Source organism: Brucella pseudogrignonensis (assembly GCF_031454375.1).
Lineage (GTDB): Bacteria > Pseudomonadota > Alphaproteobacteria > Rhizobiales > Rhizobiaceae > Brucella > Brucella pseudogrignonensis_A.
Genome location: NZ_JAVDQT010000005.1, coordinates 234,946 through 256,536 on the forward strand (window position 1 = coordinate 234,946; position 21,591 = coordinate 256,536).

Consider the following 21,591-nt stretch of genomic DNA (forward strand, 5'->3'; position numbering starts at 1 on the left):
ATGTCAGTTTCCCGCGCAATCCTCATCACTGTCGTATCGCTCATCCTGATCTGGCTGATCATTCCGATCCTCATCATCGTACCGATGTCTTTTTCCGGCGCACGCTTTTTGACGTTTCCTCCGCCAAGCTGGTCATTCCGCTGGTATGAAGCTTATCTGGCCAGCAGTGCATGGATGCAGGCAACCAAAGTTAGCCTGATCGTTGCAATAGCGAGTGCGATTCTTTCCACGATCATCGGCACTGCCGCCGCTTACGCGCTCAATCTGACATCCTCCCGGCTTGTCCGCAGCATGCAGGTGGTCTTGTTACTGCCGCTTGTTGTGCCCATCGTTATCACTGCTGTCGGCGTGTTCTTTGTATTTGCGAAGGTCGGATTGCTGGCAACACTTTCAGGCCTCATCCTCGCCAATGTGATGCTCGGCCTTCCTTATGTAGTCACGTCAGTTTTGGTCGGCTTGCGCAAATTCGATCCAACACAGGAGATGGTTGCACGTAGCCTCGGTATGAACCGTTTTCGGGCCTTCTTTGCGGTCACGTTGCCACAAATCAAACCGAGCGTTATCTCTGGTCTTTTGTTCGCATTCATTTCCGCAATTGATGAGACGGTAGTATCGCTGTTTATTTCCGGTGGACAATATCAGACACTGACAAAGCGCATGTTCACAGCACTTCGTGACGAAATTGATCCAACCATTGCGTCGATCAGTTCTCTCCTGACCGCCGTGTCCTTTATCGTCGTCATGCTCGCGGCCCTGAGTAGCGGTCGACAGCGTAAGGAGCATGCAACAGCATGATTGCCGATCATCTCATACTCGGCGGAGGATCTGCGGGTTGCGTTCTGGCGGCTCGTCTGTCGGAAGACCCCAATCGACGCGTGATACTTGTTGAGGCAGGCCGCGACATCAGCGCATCCGACATGCCCGATGCCATTCGCAGCCGTTATCCAGGCCGAGCCTATCTCGACACAAACAATATCTGGACGAAACTAAAAGCCCGTATGGGTGGCTTTGGTCATAATGGCGATAAGCGAGCCTCACGCCGCTATGAACAGGCAAAAATTCTCGGCGGTGGTTCAACCATCAATGCGTTGATGGCCAATCGCGGTGCACCCACCGATTATGACGAATGGGAGACGCTCGGCGCGCAAGGGTGGAACTGGGAAAACTGTCTTCCCTATTTTCGTAAAATTGAAGCAGATCGAGATTTTTCTGGGCCTCTGCATGGGCATGATGGACCAATTTCAATCCGTCGTATCGATGATAAAAGCATATCGCCATTCGTTGATGGGGTGATGCACACAATAGATAAAAATGGCTGGCCAATTGGCGAGGATCAGAATGGCCAATGGCGCGATGGGACCTATCGCGGGGCTATCGCCGTCAGTGATAAGGGGGAGCGGCTTCCCACATCTGTCGCCTATCTTACCGATGAGGTTCGCAAGCGCCCTAACCTGAAAATCATGACCGGCTTTACAGCCGTAAAGATCACGTTTGACGGTAAAAAAGCTACCGGCGCTATTATCAGAAGCAACACTCAGAACACTGACGATATTAAACTCTACGCGCTTGAAGTCATCGTTTCGTCAGGTGCAATACATTCACCAGCACTGTTGATGCGCTCTGGTATCGGCCCCGGTCAGCACCTTAAAAGTCTTGAAATTCCTGTTATCCATGCGCTTGCAGGCCTTGGCCAAAATCTGATGGAGCATCCTTCCATCGCGGTCGCAGCTTATTTGCCGCCAGCCGCACGCAACCGGGATGCACTTGAACATCATGAGCAAGCGATCTGGCGCTACTCATCTGACCTCCCCGGCGCGCCATCCGGTGATATGCATGCTGCAATTCTTGCACGCTCTGGCTGGCATTCGGTCGGCAATCGTATCGGCAGCCTGTTCTTCTGGGTCAACAAATCCTATTCGCGTGGAGCCGTTTCGCTCTCATCACCTGATGAATACGCAGAACCAGATGTCGATTTCCGTATGTTGAGCGATGAACGCGATCTGACGCGTTTGAAGGATGCTGTCCGAAAAGGCGCCACAGTCTTATCTGATCAAAATATGCGTAAGTTTGCTGGTACGGTTTTCCCCTCAAGCTATACGCCTCGGGTGGCAAAAGTTGCCACGCCCGGAACATGGAATGCATTTCAACGTGGCACTCTGTCTGCCATGCTTGATGCGGCAGGGCCGTTACGAACAGCACTCATTCATACTGCTATTACATCCGGTGTGAGTATTAAATCGCTCTTGGAAGATGATTCAGAACTCACCAGTTTCGTGCGTCAGCATGTTGGCGGTACATGGCATCCTTCAGGCACATGCCGCATGGGCACGGCAGATGATTCACTTTCCGTCACCGACGCGAGCGGCAAAGTTCACGGCATTGATGGACTTCGTGTTTGTGATGCGTCCCTCATGCCTGCAATACCTTGTGCCAACACAAACATGCCCACCATCATGATCGCTGAGAAAATAGCCGACATGATAAAAAGTAAAATTCATTAATGGAAAATTTTAGAGGTCGACTGAGCTAAGCTTCTTACAAACAAAGCCAGTCAAAACCAAACCCATTATTTGATAACCAGTCGGAGTTTCGCGTATCTCGCTCCCGACCGAATCCGTTGGTTGTTCCTATATCGTGTGCGGGTTGATACGATGTGAGACAGTAACCATACACATAAATATGCGCATATACCTATAGCTCAAAGGAGCACGTCTTATGCCACAACCGGAACCTGCCCGGACATTCAAGCGCGCAACCAATCTTTCAATCGATAGTGAGCTTCTTTCCGAAGCGCGCCGACATAAGATAAATATTTCACGTGCAGCCGAAAGTGGAATTGCGCAGGCACTCGCTGCTGCGAAGTCATTACTTTGGAAAGAAGATAATCGATCAGCGATACAAAGTTCTAATGCTTACGTCGAAGCAAATGGCTTACCTCTTGAACGCTATCGTCAATTCTAATGGCGAGATATGACGTTTACGCAAATCCGGGTGGCGGCTATGTGCTCGACGTACAGGCTGATTTACTAGATGAACTGAAAACACGTATGTCGTCCCCCTCATTATTAAAGAGATGGCGCCCATCCCGGCGAAACGGCTCAATCCGAGCTTCGAGATTGAGGGAGACGAGCATGTGTTGGTTACACAGTTTATGTCCGCAATTCCGGTGTCCATATTAAAGAACCCAGTCACAAACCTTTCTGTTTCACATGACGAGATCGTATCCGCGCTCGATATGGCGTTTCACGGGTTTTGAACTCTATTGTTTAGTTACTCAACTGGGTGAAAACATTGATGATCAGTCAAGATTCCTGGTGCTGATCAAGACTACAAATAACCGAGCTTCGTTGTCTTAAACGCGAATATGCAACTTCACTGAAGATCAAATTCTGTGTGACCCTGAATGGCCGTCTAAAAAGTCAGTGGCCATAGACCTCGGTCGGTATCTGTTCGTCATTATTACTTATCGATGACGATTTCGACCCGGTCTTTTTGCTTCGATTTAATAGGAATTCACGGTAATACTAACGAGTGTAAATGTGACATTTCAGGCACATCTTTAGGATAAAGATTTGAGATGTCTTTCAGTTTCAAACAAGCGAAGAAGCGATCTTACCCGTCGAAGCCCCTGTTTTGACAAGACAAAGATGAGTAATTTAGACATATTTTATCTGTCAGCCTGGAATTCTTCTAAATCACTGCGATTGCGCGACATTTTTTAAACCTTTAAGGCGTGAGCAGGGTTCTGTCTGTTCGCAGATGCCCAAAGTATCTTATCCGGAGTGCGCTTAAGAATGACTTCCCGTTTGTGGGATCTGACAGAACTCTATGAAAGTGAGCAGATTAATCTGCGAGCTTTTGTGCGCCGTATTGTCGGAAACACCGCCACAGCCGAAGATGTCGTTCAACAAGCGTTCCTGAACCTGCTCTCGAGATATGAAGATACAGAGAAAGCGCCCGGTCCAGCTTATGTAAAGAGAACAGCGCGTAATCTGGCACTTAATCATTTGCGCAATATCCGTCGTAGGTCAGATGTCGAGATTGCTGTCGATGAGCCAGAGCGCCTCGCCGATACCAGTCCATCCCCCGAAATGACTGTGCTTTACCGCAGTGAACTGCATCGTCTTTTACACTCGATTGCGCAGCTTCCGCCCCGCAGGCGCGAAGCCTTTATTCTCAACCGGATCGAAGGCTTGAGCTACGATGAAGTCGCCGAGCGTATGGGCATTTCCCGAAATACGGTTATAACCCAGATCGTGTCAGCCTTAGCTGAACTCGACAGACAGCTTTCGGAATAGTTATCAGCGGAAACATCAGGACGCGCATGAAGGAGTTTGAAACCGATCCGGTTTACATGAAAGCGCTGGAATGGTTTGTCCTTTTGCAGGATAAAACCGTCAACGCTGATGATCGGCATGCGTTTTCAGTCTGGATCGCGTCTGATCCCGCGCATCGATTGGCCTATGAGCGCGCACAAAAACTGTGGCAACGCTTTGATACTGTTAAACCTGAGTATGATCGCCTTCGCCATCCGAAACGGCGCGTTGATCGGCGTGGCGTTGTGCTGGGCGGCCTCGCAGCACTTGTTCTCCTTCCCGGTGCTTTTATCATGTCGCGCCGTGGCTTGTTTGCGACCTATCGAACAGATGTTGGTGAACGCCAAAGTTTCAAACTTGCCGATGGAAGCACAGTCGAACTCGGCAGCTATTCCGCTTTGTCGGTCGATTTTGCGGATGATCGCCGTAATCTCGTGCTTCATGAAGGACAGGCATTCTTTCAGGTCGCCTCCGACCACTCGCGTCCCTTTGTGGTCAGTGCGGGTGGCGGCACTATAACCGCGCTCGGAACTGCTTTTGACGTCAAACTGACAGATCAAGCAGTGACTGTGTCTGTTCTCGAGCATGCTGTTTCAGTAGCTTTCGGCCAGATTGACCCGCTGCGGCTGAATGAGGGCTGGCAAATGACATATGGGGCTGAGGAAGCACCCCTTCCTCGGCCCGCCGATCTCCAGATGGTGGAAGCATGGCGCAACGACAGGGTGATCTTTGAAGATGTTCCGCTTGAGCGGGTACTCAAAGAGCTTGAACGCTATCGTCGGGGCAGTATCTTCCTCACTGACACAGAAATCGGCAACATGCCTGTAACGGCTATTTTCGATACGCGTGACGCTGAAGCGGCGCTTACAACCATTGCCGATACTTTGCCAATCCGAGTTCTGAACGGCGCCGGCTGGGTCACGATTATTACGCGGCGATAAACACCGGATTAAAAAATCAAATTTTTTACAATGCCGATCATTAGCTCGCGCGTCTGAGGTGTCTGGTTCTGTAAGGGGCTGCGTTGCAGCCGAGAAGCAATCGGAAAATCCTGCATTGGCAGGCCGTCAGACATCGGGAAAACAGCCTATGCACGTTGATATTAGGAGCGGAATGCGGAGCCGTCATCACCAGAGTTCTAAGGCTCTTCTTAGAACAGGGTTCTCTCTGCATTTGCTTGCGGCCAGCGCATTGGTTGGCATTACGGTATTTGCGCCGGACGGCGTGTGGGCGCAAACCACTCCAAATGGTCAGGTCCAGCGCACATCATTTGATATTGCGGCACAGCCATTGTCCAAAGCGCTGGTTCAATATTCCAACCAAACCGGTGTTCAACTGTTCTTTGATGCAAGCATTGTACGTGGCAAAAACTCTGGCGGTGCGCAAGGTTCGCTGACACGTCCAGAAGCACTGAACCACATTCTTTCCGGCTCTGGTCTCACATATAGTCTGCGTGGCAATACCGTTACGATATCAGCGCAGCAATCTGCCAATGCGGTCGGAGTTGCACCCGATGGCTCCGTGTTGCTTAATACAATTACGGTTGAAGGAAGCGCGGGGCAAAGTGCATTTGGTCCCATTGATGGTTATCTCGCAGTCAGTTCCTCATCTGCAACAAAGATGGACACACCGCTGATTGAAACACCACAATCAGTCACTGTAGTTACAGCCGACCAGGTACGTGATCAGAAAGCAACGTCGATCGCTCAGACGCTGAGCTACACCCCGGGTGTATCCGCCCAATCAGGCTCATTCAGCCGCATGGTGGATGATCTGACTATTCGCGGTTTCAATGTTGCATCCGGTAATAGCGGAACTTTGCGCGATGGTATGAAACTGCAATCAAATGTTTATGACGGTGGACAGGAGCCTTATGGCCTGGAACGTGTGGAAGTTCTGCGCGGCGCGTCTTCCGTGCTCTATGGTCAACTGTCGCCGGGCGGGGTGGTCAATGGCGTTTCCAAACGCCCGACTGATAAACCATTGCACGAAGTGAATGTCGAATATGGCAGCTATAACCGCAAGCAGGTCTCTGCTGATTTTGGCGGCCCAGTTACCAGTGATAGCAGTCTGACCTATCGTCTGACGGGACTTTTCCGCGACGCGGACAACTGGGTTGATAATACGCCTGATGATAAGTTTTACATCGCACCAGCTCTTACCTGGAAACCGGATGAGGCAACGTCATTCACTGTGCTCGGAAGCTATCAGCGTATCAAAACGGGTTTCGCTACGCCGCTACGCTATGAAGATGTCAGCCAGGGGACAATCCCGCATGACCGCTTCTTGGGGATTGAAGGCTTCGATAAATATAATGTCGATATGTATACGGTTGGCGGATTGTTCGAACACCAGTTTGAAAACGGCGTGAAGCTGCGCAGCAACAATCGCTATTTCCACTCTGATGTTGAGTGGAACTACATGTTTGGCAATCTGGCACCATCGAGTAACGGTAAGCTTACACGGCTTGCCAGTGAACGCTATGAAACATCCTATGGTGCCACCTCGGATACTTCACTCGAATATGCTTTCAATACAGGTGCGATTGAACACAGGATTATCGGTGGTTTTGATTATTATCGCAGGTCCTACGATTCAAACCGCTACAGAGGCACTGGTTATAGCGTACTTGATCTTGAAACGGGCCAATATACCGGCAGCCCTGCCGTGAGCTATGCGGTTAATCGTGGTCAGAAAGCGATCGGCAACCAATATGGACTTTATCTGCAGGATCAGATCAAATTCGATGAGCATTGGACCTTGTTGCTTGGCGGCCGGCATGACTGGTCAGAAAGCACAACAACAACATATCAGAATGGCAAGGTTACAGACCAGAAGAACAGCGCCTTCACCGGGCGCGCTGGCCTCGTCTATGTGTTTGACAATGGCATCGCACCTTATGTCAGTGTCAGTCAGTCGTTTGATCCGCAGATTGGTGCGGATGTGAATGGTGATGCGCTGGAGCCAAACAAGGGACTGCAATACGAGGCTGGTGTTCGTTATCAGCCCGATGGAACTGACCTGATGCTAAGCGCGGCAGTGTTCGATCTCACGCAAAAGAACGTCGTGACCTACAATGCATTTGGCGACGCATTTCAGCAGGGTAAAGTCCAATCGCGTGGTCTTGAACTGGAAGCGCGGGGACAGGTTGGCGATCTTGGTCTGATTGCCGCCTATACATTTACCGATGCAACGATCAGACAAAGCGCCAAGCCTTACGAAATCGGCGAACAGGTTGCGCTGGTTCCACGCCATAGTTTCTCGATCTGGGCCGATTACGATCTCGATAAGGTCGGTGTTAAGGGCGTCAATGTCGGAGCAGGCCTTCGTTATGTCGGAAAGACCAACCTGCCAGACATGGAAGAGGACGTTCCAGCCTACACGATGGTCGATGCGATGCTTCGTTTCGATCTGGGCGCTTTCAAGAACGAGCTTGAGGGAACTTCGCTGACGATCAACGCACGTAATCTTTTTGATAAAAAATATTACACCTGTGTTGCTCAGGATGGATGCCGCTATGGAGAACCTCTTACCGTGACCGCTACCATTGGATATAAATGGTAACCAATAGAAGCATCACGCGTCGAGGCTTACTGGGGGCGGCTCTTGCCGCTCCTTTGGCGTTTACGATCCCGACCGGGCAAGCTGGTCAAACAGGCGGCATGCCGTCTATGTCACGCATCGTCAGCATGGATCTGCTGCTTACTGAATTACTCGTAACGCTTGGTCTGCAGCCAATCGCGACGGCCAATGTGCCTCTTTATCAGCGCCTCGTCGGTGACCCTGCGCTTGATATCACCGTTGCCGATCTTGGGCCGTTAAATGAGCCTAATATTGAATACATGCTCTCACTTAAACCCGATCATATTTTGATGGCGGACTGGCAGGCCTCATCGCTTGAAGTGCTTAGGAAAATTGCTCCGGTAACAGCCTATCCGGTCTTCGCAGGCAAAACGCCGGCGGTTGAACATGTTCAGATACTTCTCCGCCGTCTCGCCATGCAAACAGATCGCCTCGCTGTTGCAGACACCATGATCAACAACTGTGAACGTGGGATTGAAACAGCGTCGCGCGCGCTTTCGGGTTTTGATCGCCCTGTCTATGTGTGCCGGTTCAATCGCGATGGGCGGAATGTGGCGATGTTCGGTGGCAATGGCCTGATCGGTGACATGTTAAAGCGCCTTTCGTTGCGGAATGCATTCGAGGGTCGTGTGAATGCATCGGGCGTTACATCTGTTGCGCTTAACCGCCTTGCAGAGAATTCTGACGCAGTCATTATCCACTTTGACAGAGGTGCAGAAACCGACGCGGCTTTAGACAGGCTCACTCATAATCCTATCTGGAACGCGTTTCCGGCGGTGCAAGCGGGCCGCATTGTGCGTATGCCGGTCATTTATCCCAATGGCGGCGTTCGTTCCGCTGAGCGACTGGCGGAGCAAATGTGCGAAGGGCTTTCCAATGTCTGACGCCACAACGCCCGCGATGATCCAAAAAGATCAGCCCCGCAATATAAGCGTTGCCCTTGGAGCTGCTCTGATTGGCCTGGGGCTGTTTCTTTTTATGCTTAACCTACACCGAAGCGATATATGGCCTGCCAGTACCGGAGCGATATTTGCGCCTGATACAACCAGTCTTTCGGATATGGTCGTTTATTATAGCTATCTCCCACGCGTGAGCGTAGCAATTCTGGCAGGAATTTTATTAGGTCTCTGTACAACGCTTTTGCAGCAAGTACTTTCCAACCCGCTTGCCGAGCCCGGCACTTTGGGTATCTTTTCTGCATCACGCGTTGCTGTTGCCGTCACTGTTCTCTGGTTCCCTGCGGCAGCGATTTCCGGCTTTATTCTTCCCTCTCTTGTTGGCAGCGGCATTGCGCTGGCAGTCATTTTATTCCTCACGAAAACCCAGCAATTCGCTCCGCTCAGAATCGTGCTTTACGGCATGGTGCTTTCGCTCTGTTTTGAAGCCGTGACTACGATGCTGTTGATTGCGCATTTTGAAGATCTGGGTGAACTCATCGTCTGGCAATCAGGGTCACTATCTCAGAACAACTGGAACGGAACGCAGTTGCTTCTTATTGCAACTCTGGCGCTTAGTTTAGTCGCATTTATGTTGTTGCGACCTCTGACAGCAATGGGCGTCAACGAGACCGTGGCAACCAGTCTCGGCTCAAAACCTGTACTCGTGCGCACTGTGACGCTGGTCGCTGCCGTAACAGGTGCTGCGATTGTCATATCTACCTGCGGCGTCATTGCCTTTATCGGCCTTGGGGGCGCTGCAATAGCCCGCTTTGCCGGAGCAAGGCGATTGAAAGACCAGTTGATTGCAGCTCCGCTGATTGCGGGGGGCTTATTACTGACAACCGATCAATTGTTACTGTTTCTCCTGCCAGCTTTGGATGTTCCGGCCGGAAGCCTAACGGCTATTCTTGGTGCGCCACTTCTCCTTATTATCCTGCGAAAAGCCCGGTCTCTGGGGACGCAGACCTCCTCGCTAACTGACGGAACCTCCTATCAACGCCAGACGCCGTTGTTTCTCCTCTTGCTCCTGTTTGCATTGATGGCTTTGACGCTCTTTGTCCTTGTGATGACGCGTTCTGAGGGGGGCTGGCATATTCTTATCGCCGGCGAATGGACAAGCTATTTTGAATGGCGGGCTCCGCGTATAATGGCTGCCGCGGCAACCGGAGCGATGCTCGCAATAGCGGGATGTCTTATGCAAAGGATGACCGGCAATCCTATGGCAAGCCCTGAATTGCTGGGCATATCATCCGGAGCCGCACTTCTTATGATCCCAATTGTTCTCTTTCTGCCTCCGCTTGGACGAACGCAGAGCATTTTGATTGCGGCGCTGGGAAGCATATTATTCCTCTCCGTTTCATTACGCTTGACAGCACGGTCAGGCTTTGCGCCGGAAAGACTGCTGATGACTGGTATTGCGGTCACCGCACTTTCAGGTTCCTTTATGTCGATTGTCATTTTTCTGGGCGATATGAGGCTAACGCGGCTACTGGGGTGGATGTCCGGGTCGCTTTATTCCGTTCGCATGTCCGATGCTGTAATCGCAACAGTAATCTGTGTCACTGGCCTCTGCGTTGCATTGTTGCTCCAGCGATGGATGGCGATTTTACCATTAGGGCAGCAAGTTTCCCGCTCGCTCGGGTTGAGTTTAAGGCGGGCCCGCCTGCTCGTCATTCTTTTGACAGGGCTACTGACAGGGACTTCCGTTCTCATTGTCGGGCCAGTCAGTTTCATCGGTTTGCTGGCACCTCATCTCGCTCGACTAACCGGAAATCAGCGACCCATACCATTTCTGCTCGGTTCATCGCTGATCGGGGCGTTAATTCTCGTACTCGCTGACTGGATCGGCAGATATATCGCGTTTCCATGGGAAATACCGGCCGGGTTGATCGCTACCTTTATTGGCGGCTTATTTTTCTGCGTGGCGGTAGCGCGGCGATGATCAGAATTTTCGGAGATCACTTTACAGGGCCACTCGAAGAACTGGCTGAAAATTTCTTCCTGATCAGCGAAGCGACAACGGATTTTGAACCCGCACTTCAGATCTTTAATCAGGATCGCTTAGACAAAATTCTGAAGAGTTTCGCTAAACGCTATGAAGAGTCTGAGCCCCGCGCTGTGGCTTCGCAATGGTCTAAACTCTATTTCTCCCGGCTTATTCTGCCAGCGGCTGCGGCTGCCATTTTATTTGACTGGCAACTAAGGCTCGATCTTTCAAATATCTGCATCGCTCTGGATGACGAAGGCGGCAATATGCGCTTTGGTTTGCCGTTCAAGGGCATTCAAAACGCGGCGAATAACTCCAGAGAACGCTTTTCATTTCTTGTCGACGATCATCTGAGACAAGTCATTTCAGTTCTATCTGATGTCAGTGGGCTGCCACGCAAGGTGCTTTGGAGCAATGCTGGAAACATACTTGAAAATGTGGTTGAGCGCAGCGCTGCGTTGCTGAGACCAGAGCATCAGGGCGTCCGTGACGGACAAAACTATCTTACAACACGCCGCTTTGAGGACGGTTCGCTCAACCCATTATTTGAACCCGTTCGATACGTTGATAACGATGGTGTCGTACAACGTAAACGCCGCATCTGCTGCTTACGATATTTCATCCCTTCATTGTCAATCTGCAAAACCTGTCCTTTAGAAAAAACCTAAAGCGCAACCTAGGTATATTTGTTCGCGAGTCTCTGACCTAGATAGCCGGTCAAGAACCGGCACTTCTCTCAAGCACCGTCCGTGACACGGGACTGGAGTTCAGCAAGTTTCGTAGCCATCGTCGGATTATCACGCGTCAGTCGCTTAACAGTCAGGTCATCAGATCGCTTCATCAATACGCTTCGTTGCTTCTTCAAAACCGTCTGAGGCCCGAAGACAGTTTTTCCCGAACACTGATTTGAAATCGTAAAGCTTGCTTTCGAAATTGGTAATGTCGACGTTTTGTACTTTCACCAACGCTAGTTCAGTCTTGTACTTCCATGAGTTCATTGCCGCATTTCGTAAAAGCATAATGATTGGGATAATAAATTGCGGCCGCACCACGTACATCTTTGGATAACGATGCGAAACGTCTACAATTCTTGTGTTGCAGAGTTCGCTATCCGGTTCCAGTAGTGAGACGGTATTGCCAAATTGTTTGAGGCAGGCCGCAGGAACGCTTTGAGCTTTTGCTCAAGCGGTCATTTCAGCGGTGTAGTTATGTCAAAATGCAAATGCATCATTACGTGCATGGCGGTGGGCACGAGCTGTTTGTTTATGGCGACGCGAACGGTAAATCAGGTTAATCGGATCGTGAGCAGCAAGGAACCTTTGTGCATGTCGCGCTGCCTTGGACCGCCCAAATATCTTTTCCCGTTTTCGTGTTGGCCTATGCGAAACTTCGATGGCGTTATTCAGGCCTTTATGGGCCCGGTGATCCGCAACTGGTGAAAGGTTCTGTATCGGCTTAATGTAACTGTGCAGCTTATCCGTCACAACCACACATGGTCGACCGAATTGGGGAAAAACCGTTTGGCAGCCTTAGTGTTACGACAAGTTTTGAACCAGAATACCAAGAACATCGCCGTCTGCATCAATTGTCCGCCAAAGCCAGAACTTCTTTCCGCTGATCATGATGACGACCTCATCGATGTGCGCTTTGTCATTTGGCTGTAGTCGGCCCTTGCGGATACAGTCGTCCAAATGGCGGCCGAAGCGATTAATCCATACGCAAACGGTCTCCCGGCTGCCAAGCACACCACGCTCAGCAATAAGATCTTCCACATCGCCCGTGCTTAAAGCAAATCGGTGATAGGTCCAGACAACGTAGGCAATAATTAAACCGGAAAACGAACCTCCTTCGCCCGGGAAATGGACCTGGGTGATTTCATGCGATATCGATACCGGAAACGCCAGGCTCAAACAAACTGGTAATACCTCTCCGCACAGCGTAAAGTCACTTATGCATCTTTCAACGCTCTCTTCGGGCCTGGAATTGCTCAAACGCAATTTGCAGTTTCGCACCGATCCTCGCGAGGGGTTCTGGTGGGATCCAGTTGGGGCCAGTCATATTCAATCGATCCGTTAGTAGCTGTGAACCAACGCCTGCAGCAAGATCCGCAAGGAGTTTGCCCTGACTTGTCCCACGAAGCACACCTGCGCCACCGCACCCTACCGATACGAACATCCCTCGATAGGCCTCACCAAAATAGAAGCCGCCATTATGTGTAACTGCAGTAAATCCACCCCATACGAATTCAAATTCATGGTTTTGCATATCCGGGTACCGGTTTCGATATAAAGCTGTCAACATGGCCCGCGCTTTTTCTGGCGCAAGCTCTTGCTCATAAGAATCTCCGCTCCGAATAAGCAGTCTGCGGTTCGTCTTCCGCATCGTTGTGCCCATTCGATGCGCGGGCAATATCCCCCATTTAGCTTGCTCACCCAAACGTGCCAGTTCATTGTCATCAAGTTCTGGCGTAAACGCACCATAGGTTAGAATACCGATCATTCGATTGCGCACAATCCCAAGTTCGCGTGCGTGAAGGTTGTTTGTGATAAACACACGATCGGCAACAAAATCACCCCGGCTCGTCTGAATGTGAAAAGGTGAACTCTTCGATACCGACTGAACAACAATATTCTCAACCAAATGCACCGATAGCGGAAGATTATCCGCAAGCCCTCTATGCAGGGATGCTGGCTGAACCAAAACTTTGGTCAGTGACCCGAGCCCATATCGATAGTAGTCACTTCCGATGATAGTAGACAATTCAGCTTGAGAATATTCCCGTGGATCCATACCCCATTTGCGGTAGGTGGCTACTGTCGCTCTGGCACTTTTCTCAACACGCCGGGTCGCCGCGGCGGTGATCGCCAAGGGGTTTTCATCCCAATCGCATTCAATCGCATAACGGTTGACGTGTGTTTTCAGTTCATCCAAACCGGCCTGAACAATGTTCATCTGCCTTGTGGCCCAGCCGGCTGTAAACTCTTCAGCGTTGGCGCTTGGTTCGCCCGGATTAATTAGCAAATAGCCCGAGTTTCGACCTGATGCCCCCTCCCCGATTGTTGAAGCTTCCAGAAGTAGTACCGGCTCATCGGGATATAATTCAGCCAAACGTCTCGCAGCGGCAAGGCCAGTGTAACCGGCGCCCACAACAATGCTTCTATATCGTCTGGAGGTTGGAAGGTCCGTTTTTGTTACTCTTGGCGGCAAGAGTGCATCCCAGCCCGATCTTGACTTATATTTAGGGGCCATTTGCATAGTTTTCTCCATCCTCCACCGACAGATAGCGAACATTAGTAACAAAACACCGGGTTCAGTTGGTGTTTCATAGAACTTGGATTGGGTCGCGTGTCACAATTTAGGTGCACAAGCACCAAGTCACCCCATCCGTCTCCGGTAATTGTTTTTGTGCGCCCCCATCATTCTAACGGGTCTGTAATGAGATGTAACGCTTATTGAAAATACTTTCAATAAGATTTATCGTTCTATTTCTCGATAAGATGATGCAATACAAAATGTGAAGAAAGATAAATTATTTATTTCAAAACAACTATTTAAACAAATGTTTTAAGTGTTCAATTTAGGTCATTCTCAATGAGAGAACATCAACGCACAAACGCATATGTGAACCCGTCCGTACGATTTTCAGATTTAATCCGCCACATCACGTTGCTATGGTTTATCTTGGCGACATTGCCCCATAAAGGCGTAATCAGCAGCTAAATGCGTCGCGTAACTTATCAAGATTTTATTCGTCAGCCAGTTTCTTACTCTCGGCCATTTCCGGGCGTTGGATGAAGGCGGCTCAGGGGGCCAAGCTGAGCCTCGAGAAGAGAATAGCACCCCTCGATAGCATCCTCTCTTGAGACAGCTGTTGGGTCGAGGCACCACTCCAGCCAAAGCCCATCAAATAGCGCAATAAAATTTATGGCCAACTGTTGCGAGTTAAGCTCGTAATTACGTTGTGCAGCGAGTGCCGCTATATCCAACTGAAGTGCTTCGCGATACGCCTGCCAAAGCTTTCTGTGTCGGGTTTTCAGTGCTTCATTCTTATCGATCTCACCCCAAAGCGCTAACCATATGTGCAGGTTATCCTTTGAAAAATGCTTCTCCGAAAATTGTGCCTGAATGAGTGTGCTTAACCGCTGCTCTGGACTGCTGGAATCATCGGCACGGCTTTTCTGGGCTTCTATTATCTGGTGGTGAACATCATCATAAAGCGAAACTTGGTACACTTCAGAAAGAATTTCATCTTTGCCCGAGAAGTGATGTGAAACGAGACCAATAGATACTTTTGCTTCCTTCCGTATATTATCTGTCGTTAATGCGGTAATCCCGCCGCGAGCAAGGCAACGAGTAGCAGCTTCGACTAACATACGCTTACGTACAGCTGGTAATTCACGAGTAAATCGTGGGCCTTGTTTTTTAACCTGCTCTGCCATTCGTACGCCTCACGTGTTTTAAATTTTGCTGAACGATTCCGTCCGCAAATCGTAATTCACCACCTTATGACAGATAGTTTCGTTTCAGTCAGCGTTGCACTGGCAATGGATCGGGCAGCATTACCACACAGGGTTGGGGCCTTGGTGCGAACGCCACCTGGTATGGCACCTCCGGCTTCTATCTCGACACACAGGCACAAGCCAACTGGTATGACAGTGACCTGGATGTCGATGCAACCAACCCAACGCTTGCCAATGGCAACAAAGGCTTTGGCTATGCGCTCAGCCTTGAAGCAGGGCAGCGCTTTGATCTCGATCCGTATTGGTCGCTGACACCGCAAGCACAGCTTACATGGTCATCCGTTGATTTCGATACATTTACCGATACCTATGGTGCGCGTATCTCCAATCGAAACGGTGACAGTCTGAATGCCCGTATCGGCCTTGCTGCCAACTATGCCAATAGCTGGAAAGACAAGGACGGCCTGATGGTCAATACCTCACTCTATGGCATTGCCAATCTCTATCAGGAGCTCATGGGTGACGCCCGGATGAATTACGCAGGAGCCCATATGGCAACCGATAGAGACAACACATGGGGCGGTATCGGCGCAGGCGGCACCTATGCATGGGCAAACAACAAATATGCTCTGTATGGCGAAGGCTCAATCAACACTTCGCTCAATCACTTCTCTGACAGCTATGCAATCAAAGGCAACATCGGCTTCAAAGTGAACTGGTGAGGAACAACGCATAAAACAAAAACAAAGCTCCCGGAGCAAATCCGGGAGCTATTGCCGTATTTATTGCAGCCATTTCTCAATGCAGAATATTTGAGGCGCATGTAAGTCGACCTCGCACAATCCATCGAACCAATGAGGGATTGCAACAAATCATGCCATATGAACCCATCCGCCGTTCTTATTGGATGAGCGAACACAGGCATCGATGAACGATACACCTCTTACCCCGTCATCGACCGTTGGATAGATAACTGCTCTATCAACCTTGGCATTGTCACGTCGCGCCTGAATTGCATTTGCAGCTTCTGTGTAGATCGTTGCAAAGGCTTCGAGATAGCCTTCAGGGTGGCCACCCGGAATGCGGGTTACGCGCGCCGCAGCTTCTCCCGCACCAGCACCGCCACGCGTGATCAGACGCTTTGGCTCGCCAAATGGCGTGAACCACAGACGGTTCGGATCTTCCTGGGCCCATTCTACACCGCCTTTGGTGCCATAAACCCGCAGACGCAGCGTGTTTTCATTGCCCGGAGCGACCTGGCTGCACCAAAGCATACCCTTGGCGCCACCTGCAAAACGCAGCATGACATGCGCATTGTCATCAAGACGGCGACCCGGAACAAAGCTATCGAGATCGGCAGCTAAGCTTTCAAGCGTGAGGCCCGTCACAAAGGATGCAAGGTTAAACGCATGGGTGCCAATATCACCCGTTGCTCCACCAAGCCCGGATTGTGCCGGATCGGTGCGCCAAACTGCACCTTTAGCCCCGGTTTCTTCAACCGCTTCGGTCAGCCAGTCTTGCGCATATTCCACCTGCACCACACGCAGATCACCAAGCTCGCCATTGGCGATCATTTCGCGCGCCTGTCGCACCATCGGATAGCCGGTATAATTGTGGGTGAGCACAAACAATACGCCACTCTCATCAGCGACTTTCTTAAGCTTTTTCGCATCAGCCAGCGTCGAGGTCAGTGGCTTATCGCAGATCACATGAATGCCACGGCGCAGAAACTCCTTTGCCGCACCATAATGCACATGGTTTGGCGTAACGATTGCAACCGCTTCAATGCCATTTTTAAGACGCGCTTCACGGATCGCCATTTCCTTATAGCTTGAATAAATGCGATCTTCCGCAAGTCCCAGCTCGCGTCCCGACGCCTGCGCTTTTTCTGCTGAAGACGAGAGTGCGCCTGCCACCAACTCAAAACGGTTATCAAGACGCGACGCCATGCGATGCACACCGCCAATAAACGCACCCGCACCGCCGCCAACCATGCCAAGCCGAATGCGCGGATTGGCTGTTTCTTTGGTCTTTGCTTCAATAGTCATAGCTATTCCTCCGAGCGCACTCGATCTGATTTTCTCAGATCGGCGCTCTTACTTGATATTTTTTCGCGTATCTTGGCCGAAAACCGCTACGCACTTTTCGGGATACGCTTTATAGCCCCAGCATACGACGATTGGCGGCATCATCCGTTCCGCCTGCGGCAAAGTCATCGAATGCTTTCTCCGTCACGCGAATGATGTGGTGTTTGACAAACTCAGCACCCTCGCGCGCTCCGTCTTCAGGATGCTTGAGCGCGCATTCCCACTCGACAACAGCCCAGCCGTCAAAGTCATTGGCTGCCATTTTCGAGAACACAGCGCCAAAATCGACCTGACCATCGCCCAGCGAACGGAAGCGACCGGCGCGATTGACCCAGCCCTGATAGCCGCCATAAACGCCTTGACGCCCGGTCGGATTAAACTCAGCATCCTTGACGTGGAACATCCTGATACGGTCTTTGTAAATGTCGATATTGTCGAGGTAATCCAGACATTGCAGCACATAATGCGATGGATCATAAAGCATGTTCGCACGCGAATGGTTCTTCACACGTTCAAGGAACATCTCGAACGTCACACCATCATGCAGGTCTTCGCCCGGATGAATTTCGTAGCAAATATCAACACCATGCTCATCCGCATGATCAAGGATCGGCAGCCAACGACGTGCCAGTTCATCAAAAGCCGTTTCGACCAGACCAGCCGGGCGCTGCGGCCACGGATAGATAAACGGCCAAGCCAAAGCGCCTGAAAAGGTTGCATGAGCGCCAATGCCAAGATTACGAGAAGCACGGATCGCCATTTTCACCTGCTCAACAGCCCATGTTTGACGTGCTTTCGGATTGCCGCGCACTTCCGGCACAGCAAAACCATCAAATGCCTCATCATAGGCCGGATGAACTGCAATAAGCTGTCCCTGCAAATGCGTCGAAAGCTCGGTGACTTCAACGCCATTCTCACGCGCAACACCGGCAAATTCATCGCAATAGTCTTTGGATTCAGAAGCCTTTTTGAGGTCGATCAATTGGCTTGCCCATGTCGGCACTTGCACACCAGCATAGCCTTTTCCAGCCGCCCATTTGGTAATGCTGTCCCAACTGTTAAATGGCGCTGCGTCGCCCGCAAACTGCCCGAGAAAAATCCCAGGCCCCTTGATCGTCTTCATCAAAAATCCTCCAAAGATAACGCAAATTCAGTTAGGCATTCCAAAAGATATCTTAGGAATGCGAAACACTTCTAAACCACTATGATTGTCTGAATTACTATCTTCCATATTTAGAAAATTCAGTATCATCAATTGCTTCGATAATTTCCTCAAACCAAAACCGCAACTTGAGCTTTTTCATTCATCAGAAGAAACTCCTCGCTGCACAGCAGTTACAGTGCGAGGCCGCTTGAGCGGTCAAAAACATGCACACGCTCGTGATTAAGCGTCGCTGCGAATGGTGCATGAACGCGCACATGTTGCTCACCGTCCACAACAGCAGTTATCCGATCCTCGCCGAGTTCAAAAACCACATGTGTTTGGGCACCTGTAGGCTCCACCAAAACAGCCTTGCCCTCCAAACGGATGTCCCCAGCTGTGGCCGACCCAATGTGTTCTGGCCTTAGACCAATGGTAACCTCCTGCCCGCGTTTTACGCTCTTTTCAGCAGAAATCCGGATTGCCGTTCCATCGTTGAGACGCGCTACTGGCGCATTTGCATCAGCATCAATGACACAATGAATGAGATTCATTGCAGGAGAACCGATAAAGGCTGCGACGAACACATTTGCAGGCGTCTTATAGAGTTCAAGCGGCGTGCCCTGTTGCTCAATGCGCCCTTGATTGAGAACCACAACACGATCAGCCAATGTCATCGCTTCTATTTGATCATGAGTGACATAAATAGAAGTGGTGGCTACCTTCTGGTGCAGATTCTTGATTTCACTTCGCATTTGCACGCGGAGCTTTGCATCGAGGTTGGATAAAGGCTCGTCGAATAGAAACACCGAGGGATTACGCACCACAGCACGACCCATTGCTACGCGCTGGCGCTGACCACCTGAAAGTTGTGATGGCTTCCGATCAAGCAGCTTCCCAAGATCAAGCATACGCGCCGCCTCGGCAACCCGCTCGTCAATAATATTTTTGGGCTGCCCTGCAAGTTTCAGGTTAAATCCCATATTCTGAGCTACAGTCATATGAGGATATAAGGCGTAAGACTGGAACACCATAGCAATATTGCGCTCGCGCGGCGTCATACCATTGACCACCTGTCCGCCGATTGCAATTTCACCGTCGGTTATTTCTTCAAGCCCTGCGACCATACGCAAAAGTGTAGACTTACCGCAGCCTGATGGGCCAACGAGTGCAACAAACTCCCCATCATTGATCGATAAAGAAACATCGTGAATGACATCGAGAGATGCATAAGACTTATGGATGTTGATAAGCTCTACTGAAGCCATAATTGTGTCTCCCAATCAGGATTTGACTGCACCGGCTGTCAAGCCAGCGATGATGTGTTTTTGTGCGAGGAAGAACACGATGACAGTTGGCAAAATTGTCAGTGTTATGAAAGCGAGAACAAGCTGCCATTCGGTGCCAAATTCACCTCTATAGACCATAATTCCCAGAGGCCATGGATATTTCGATTCCGAATTGAGCATGATCAAAGGCAAAAGATAGCTGTTCCAGCTGCCAACGAATGAAACAATGCCAACCGTTGCCAGAATTGGTCGCGAGAGTGGAAGTGAAATATGCCAGAAAAAGCGCAGATACCCGCAACCATCGACAAATGCTGCGTGAAACAACTCTTCGGGCAAATTCCGGAAATAGTTCCGGAAAAGCAGGATGCTCATACCAAGACCAAAGGCGACTTGTGGCAGCACTACACCCCAGTATGTATCCAGCAAGCCAAGGTCACGTATGCGGATGAACAACGGCAAGATTGCCGTCGCAGCCGGAAACATCAAGCCGAGAAGGAAGTAATTCAGTAAGAATGACGACCCGAAAAACTTCACATGCGCGAAAGTGAAGGCAGCCATAGCTGAAACAACTAGTGTCAGAAAGACCGTCAAAACTGCGATAACAAGTGAGTTAAATATTTGCAGCCAATAACGGTGGCCCAGCAGAATGTCGCCATAGTTCGCCCATTGCCACTCAGCCGGAAGACCAAACGGATTAACGCGAAGATCACCGAGTGTTTTGAAACCACCAAGGGCTGTGGTCAAAAGTGGAACCAGGACAATTGCAGCTATGAACCCCAGCGAAACATAAAGGTAGAGCCTGGTTTGTATCGTCATGCGTACGGCGTTTGATGTATCAGTCATGGCGCATGAAAATCCTTTTATAACCGAACGCGAGCGTCACACAGATTACGAACAGGACCACACCAACGGCACTGCCAAGGCCTACCTGCATACGCATAACGCCATATGTGTAGAGGAAGGTCACCATAGTTTGAGTGGAGTTGGACGGCCCGCCACCGGTTAACGGCATGATCATATCGAAAAGTTGCAGTGAACCGATAACAGCGAAGAATACCGATAGTCGAACTGTGGAGCCCAACATGGGTAATGTGACATAGCGAAATTTCTGCCACCCGGTGGCACCATCAATTTCTGCGGCTTCCAGAACGGCCTTATCGACAGATTGAAGTCCGGCAATAAACAGCATCATATGGAAGCCGAAATATTTCCAGACAATGACCGCAAGTACAGCATAAATCGCCACATCCTTATCGGCGAGGACATAGGGATTGGCAAAGCCAAAGAAGTTTGAAGCTGCTGCAAACAGGCCATAGTCGCCATCATAAACGAAACGCCAAATCAAACCCGCTGCAACATCCGCCAGAACATAGGGTAAAAAGAAAATCAGCCTGAATGCAACGACGCCCGGAATACGATGCGCCAGCATCATAGCAAGCCAGATAGCGAGCGGAATTTGAATCAAAACGGAAATAAAGATGATCAGACCATTATTGAACAAAGCCTGCGAGAACGCTGCATTGTTAAAGAGGACTTGAAAGTTCTTTAGGCCTACAAATTCGGTTGGAGTACCATACCCGTTCCAGCGATACAGACTATACCATGCCGCCTCTCCCATAGGCAGGATGACAAACAGCGTAAAAAGCAATAACGCGGGAGGCAAAAAAACCAATAGCGTGAGAGTTCGGTCATGAGCAACTGAACTGTGTTTCTTCTTAACTGATGACACTCTGCGTCGGGGCGAGGATGCCGAAGTCATGGACATATCAGCCATCTTTCCGCTTTCTTTAT

19 protein-coding genes and 1 pseudogene are annotated in these 21,591 nt (G+C 50.3%); 11 read left to right on the forward strand and 9 right to left on the reverse strand.

The features are described 5' to 3' along the window. The 10 genes from J2782_RS15785 (at position 1) to fhuF (ending at position 11,491) form a co-directional block, all read left to right on the forward strand. Positions 1-795 carry an ABC transporter permease gene (locus J2782_RS15785; protein ID WP_310014292.1) on the forward strand — a complete coding sequence of 265 codons (795 nt, stop codon included), beginning with the start codon at positions 1-3 and terminating at the stop codon, positions 793-795. After that, on the forward strand, positions 792-2,501 hold the full coding sequence (locus J2782_RS15790) for a GMC family oxidoreductase (protein WP_310014294.1): 1,710 nt from the start codon (positions 792-794) through the stop codon (positions 2,499-2,501). The genes J2782_RS15785 and J2782_RS15790 overlap by 4 nt, the downstream gene beginning before the upstream one ends. Positions 2,502-2,715: 214 nt before the next feature. Next, on the forward strand, positions 2,716-2,961 hold the full coding sequence (locus J2782_RS15795; protein WP_310014295.1) for a type II toxin-antitoxin system CcdA family antitoxin: 246 nt from the start codon (positions 2,716-2,718) through the stop codon (positions 2,959-2,961). 112 nt (positions 2,962-3,073) lie between these two features. Next, positions 3,074-3,256 carry a CcdB family protein gene (locus J2782_RS15800; RefSeq protein WP_310014297.1) on the forward strand — a complete coding sequence of 61 codons (183 nt, stop codon included), beginning with the start codon at positions 3,074-3,076 and terminating at the stop codon, positions 3,254-3,256. 538 nt (positions 3,257-3,794) lie between these two features. Next, entirely contained in the window at positions 3,795-4,298 is a 504-nt protein-coding gene (locus J2782_RS15805; RefSeq protein ID WP_310014298.1) for an RNA polymerase sigma factor, read from the forward strand. A gap of 26 nt (positions 4,299-4,324) precedes the next feature. After that, positions 4,325-5,257: a FecR family protein gene (locus J2782_RS15810; RefSeq protein ID WP_310014299.1), complete on the forward strand. Its 933-nt coding sequence runs from the start codon at positions 4,325-4,327 to the stop codon at positions 5,255-5,257. Between the two features lie 172 nt (positions 5,258-5,429). Further along, positions 5,430-7,880, forward strand: coding sequence for a TonB-dependent siderophore receptor (locus J2782_RS15815; RefSeq protein WP_310014301.1), 2,451 nt, complete (start codon positions 5,430-5,432; stop codon positions 7,878-7,880). Next, the gene (locus J2782_RS15820; protein WP_310014303.1) at positions 7,874-8,782 is read left to right on the forward strand and encodes an ABC transporter substrate-binding protein; all 909 of its coding nucleotides are present in this window, start codon (positions 7,874-7,876) and stop codon (positions 8,780-8,782) included. The genes J2782_RS15815 and J2782_RS15820 overlap by 7 nt, the downstream gene beginning before the upstream one ends. Next, positions 8,775-10,778, forward strand: a complete 2,004-nt coding sequence (gene fhuB, locus J2782_RS15825) for a Fe(3+)-hydroxamate ABC transporter permease FhuB (protein ID WP_310014305.1) — start codon at positions 8,775-8,777, stop codon at positions 10,776-10,778. The genes J2782_RS15820 and fhuB overlap by 8 nt, the downstream gene beginning before the upstream one ends. After that, positions 10,775-11,491: a siderophore-iron reductase FhuF gene (gene fhuF, locus J2782_RS15830; RefSeq protein WP_310014307.1), complete on the forward strand. Its 717-nt coding sequence runs from the start codon at positions 10,775-10,777 to the stop codon at positions 11,489-11,491. Before fhuB ends, fhuF begins: the two co-directional genes overlap by 4 nt. 159 nt (positions 11,492-11,650) lie before the next feature. Here fhuF and J2782_RS15835 read toward each other — a convergent pair whose 3' ends face one another. From J2782_RS15835 to J2782_RS15850, 4 genes and pseudogenes are all read right to left on the reverse strand, one after another. Further along, entirely contained in the window at positions 11,651-11,944 is a 294-nt protein-coding gene (locus J2782_RS15835; RefSeq protein WP_310014416.1) for a DUF2130 domain-containing protein, read from the reverse strand. A 90-nt stretch (positions 11,945-12,034) separates the two neighbouring features. Further along, positions 12,035-12,702 (reverse strand): annotated as a pseudogene (locus tag J2782_RS15840) (IS6 family transposase). 80 nt (positions 12,703-12,782) lie between these two features. Beyond that, entirely contained in the window at positions 12,783-14,078 is a 1,296-nt protein-coding gene (locus J2782_RS15845) for an NAD(P)/FAD-dependent oxidoreductase (RefSeq protein ID WP_310014308.1), read from the reverse strand. Between the two features lie 509 nt (positions 14,079-14,587). After that, a complete protein-coding gene (locus J2782_RS15850) occupies positions 14,588-15,262 on the reverse strand; it encodes a TetR family transcriptional regulator C-terminal domain-containing protein (protein ID WP_310014310.1) in 675 nt (224 codons plus the stop codon). Positions 15,263-15,381: 119 nt separating this feature from the next. Here J2782_RS15850 and J2782_RS15855 point away from each other — a divergent pair, with 119 nt between their 5' ends. Further along, positions 15,382-16,005, forward strand: coding sequence for an autotransporter outer membrane beta-barrel domain-containing protein (locus J2782_RS15855; protein ID WP_310014417.1), 624 nt, complete (start codon positions 15,382-15,384; stop codon positions 16,003-16,005). A 150-nt stretch (positions 16,006-16,155) separates the two neighbouring features. On the opposite strand, the gene J2782_RS15860 is transcribed toward J2782_RS15855, so the two are convergent. The 5 genes from J2782_RS15860 to J2782_RS15880 all read right to left on the reverse strand — a co-directional run bounded on the left by J2782_RS15860 (position 16,156) and on the right by J2782_RS15880 (position 21,565). Next, the gene (locus J2782_RS15860) at positions 16,156-17,331 is read right to left on the reverse strand and encodes a Gfo/Idh/MocA family protein (protein WP_310014312.1); all 1,176 of its coding nucleotides are present in this window, start codon (positions 17,329-17,331) and stop codon (positions 16,156-16,158) included. Positions 17,332-17,440: 109 nt separating this feature from the next. Continuing rightward, complete coding sequence (locus tag J2782_RS15865) at positions 17,441-18,493, reverse strand: sugar phosphate isomerase/epimerase family protein (RefSeq protein WP_310014314.1); 1,053 nt, start codon at positions 18,491-18,493, stop codon at positions 17,441-17,443. Between the two features lie 212 nt (positions 18,494-18,705). Then, the gene (locus J2782_RS15870) at positions 18,706-19,779 is read right to left on the reverse strand and encodes an ABC transporter ATP-binding protein (protein WP_310014315.1); all 1,074 of its coding nucleotides are present in this window, start codon (positions 19,777-19,779) and stop codon (positions 18,706-18,708) included. A gap of 15 nt (positions 19,780-19,794) precedes the next feature. After that, positions 19,795-20,643 carry a carbohydrate ABC transporter permease gene (locus tag J2782_RS15875; RefSeq protein WP_310014317.1) on the reverse strand — a complete coding sequence of 283 codons (849 nt, stop codon included), beginning with the start codon at positions 20,641-20,643 and terminating at the stop codon, positions 19,795-19,797. Continuing rightward, positions 20,636-21,565 carry a carbohydrate ABC transporter permease gene (locus tag J2782_RS15880; protein ID WP_404989657.1) on the reverse strand — a complete coding sequence of 310 codons (930 nt, stop codon included), beginning with the start codon at positions 21,563-21,565 and terminating at the stop codon, positions 20,636-20,638. The genes J2782_RS15875 and J2782_RS15880 overlap by 8 nt, the downstream gene beginning before the upstream one ends. Positions 21,566-21,591 lie beyond the last annotated feature (26 nt).

Excerpts from the sequence above, each read along its gene's own strand:
- J2782_RS15785 (WP_310014292.1), top strand. The coding sequence starts at position 1 with ATGTCAGTTTCCCGCGCAATCCTCATCACTGTCGTATCGCTCATCCTG.
- J2782_RS15790 (WP_310014294.1), top strand. The coding sequence starts at position 792 with ATGATTGCCGATCATCTCATACTCGGCGGAGGATCTGCGGGTTGCGTT.
- J2782_RS15795 (WP_310014295.1), top strand. The coding sequence starts at position 2,716 with ATGCCACAACCGGAACCTGCCCGGACATTCAAGCGCGCAACCAATCTT.
- J2782_RS15800 (WP_310014297.1), top strand. The coding sequence starts at position 3,074 with ATGGCGCCCATCCCGGCGAAACGGCTCAATCCGAGCTTCGAGATTGAG.
- J2782_RS15805 (WP_310014298.1), top strand. The coding sequence starts at position 3,795 with ATGACTTCCCGTTTGTGGGATCTGACAGAACTCTATGAAAGTGAGCAG.
- J2782_RS15810 (WP_310014299.1), top strand. The coding sequence starts at position 4,325 with ATGAAGGAGTTTGAAACCGATCCGGTTTACATGAAAGCGCTGGAATGG.
- J2782_RS15815 (WP_310014301.1), top strand. The coding sequence starts at position 5,430 with ATGCGGAGCCGTCATCACCAGAGTTCTAAGGCTCTTCTTAGAACAGGG.
- J2782_RS15820 (WP_310014303.1), top strand. The coding sequence starts at position 7,874 with ATGGTAACCAATAGAAGCATCACGCGTCGAGGCTTACTGGGGGCGGCT.
- fhuB (WP_310014305.1), top strand. The coding sequence starts at position 8,775 with ATGTCTGACGCCACAACGCCCGCGATGATCCAAAAAGATCAGCCCCGC.
- fhuF (WP_310014307.1), top strand. The coding sequence starts at position 10,775 with ATGATCAGAATTTTCGGAGATCACTTTACAGGGCCACTCGAAGAACTG.
- J2782_RS15845 (WP_310014308.1), bottom strand. The coding sequence starts at position 14,078 with ATGCAAATGGCCCCTAAATATAAGTCAAGATCGGGCTGGGATGCACTC.
- J2782_RS15850 (WP_310014310.1), bottom strand. The coding sequence starts at position 15,262 with ATGGCAGAGCAGGTTAAAAAACAAGGCCCACGATTTACTCGTGAATTA.
- J2782_RS15860 (WP_310014312.1), bottom strand. The coding sequence starts at position 17,331 with ATGACTATTGAAGCAAAGACCAAAGAAACAGCCAATCCGCGCATTCGG.
- J2782_RS15865 (WP_310014314.1), bottom strand. The coding sequence starts at position 18,493 with ATGAAGACGATCAAGGGGCCTGGGATTTTTCTCGGGCAGTTTGCGGGC.
- J2782_RS15870 (WP_310014315.1), bottom strand. The coding sequence starts at position 19,779 with ATGGCTTCAGTAGAGCTTATCAACATCCATAAGTCTTATGCATCTCTC.
- J2782_RS15875 (WP_310014317.1), bottom strand. The coding sequence starts at position 20,643 with ATGACTGATACATCAAACGCCGTACGCATGACGATACAAACCAGGCTC.
- J2782_RS15880 (WP_404989657.1), bottom strand. The coding sequence starts at position 21,565 with ATGTCCATGACTTCGGCATCCTCGCCCCGACGCAGAGTGTCATCAGTT.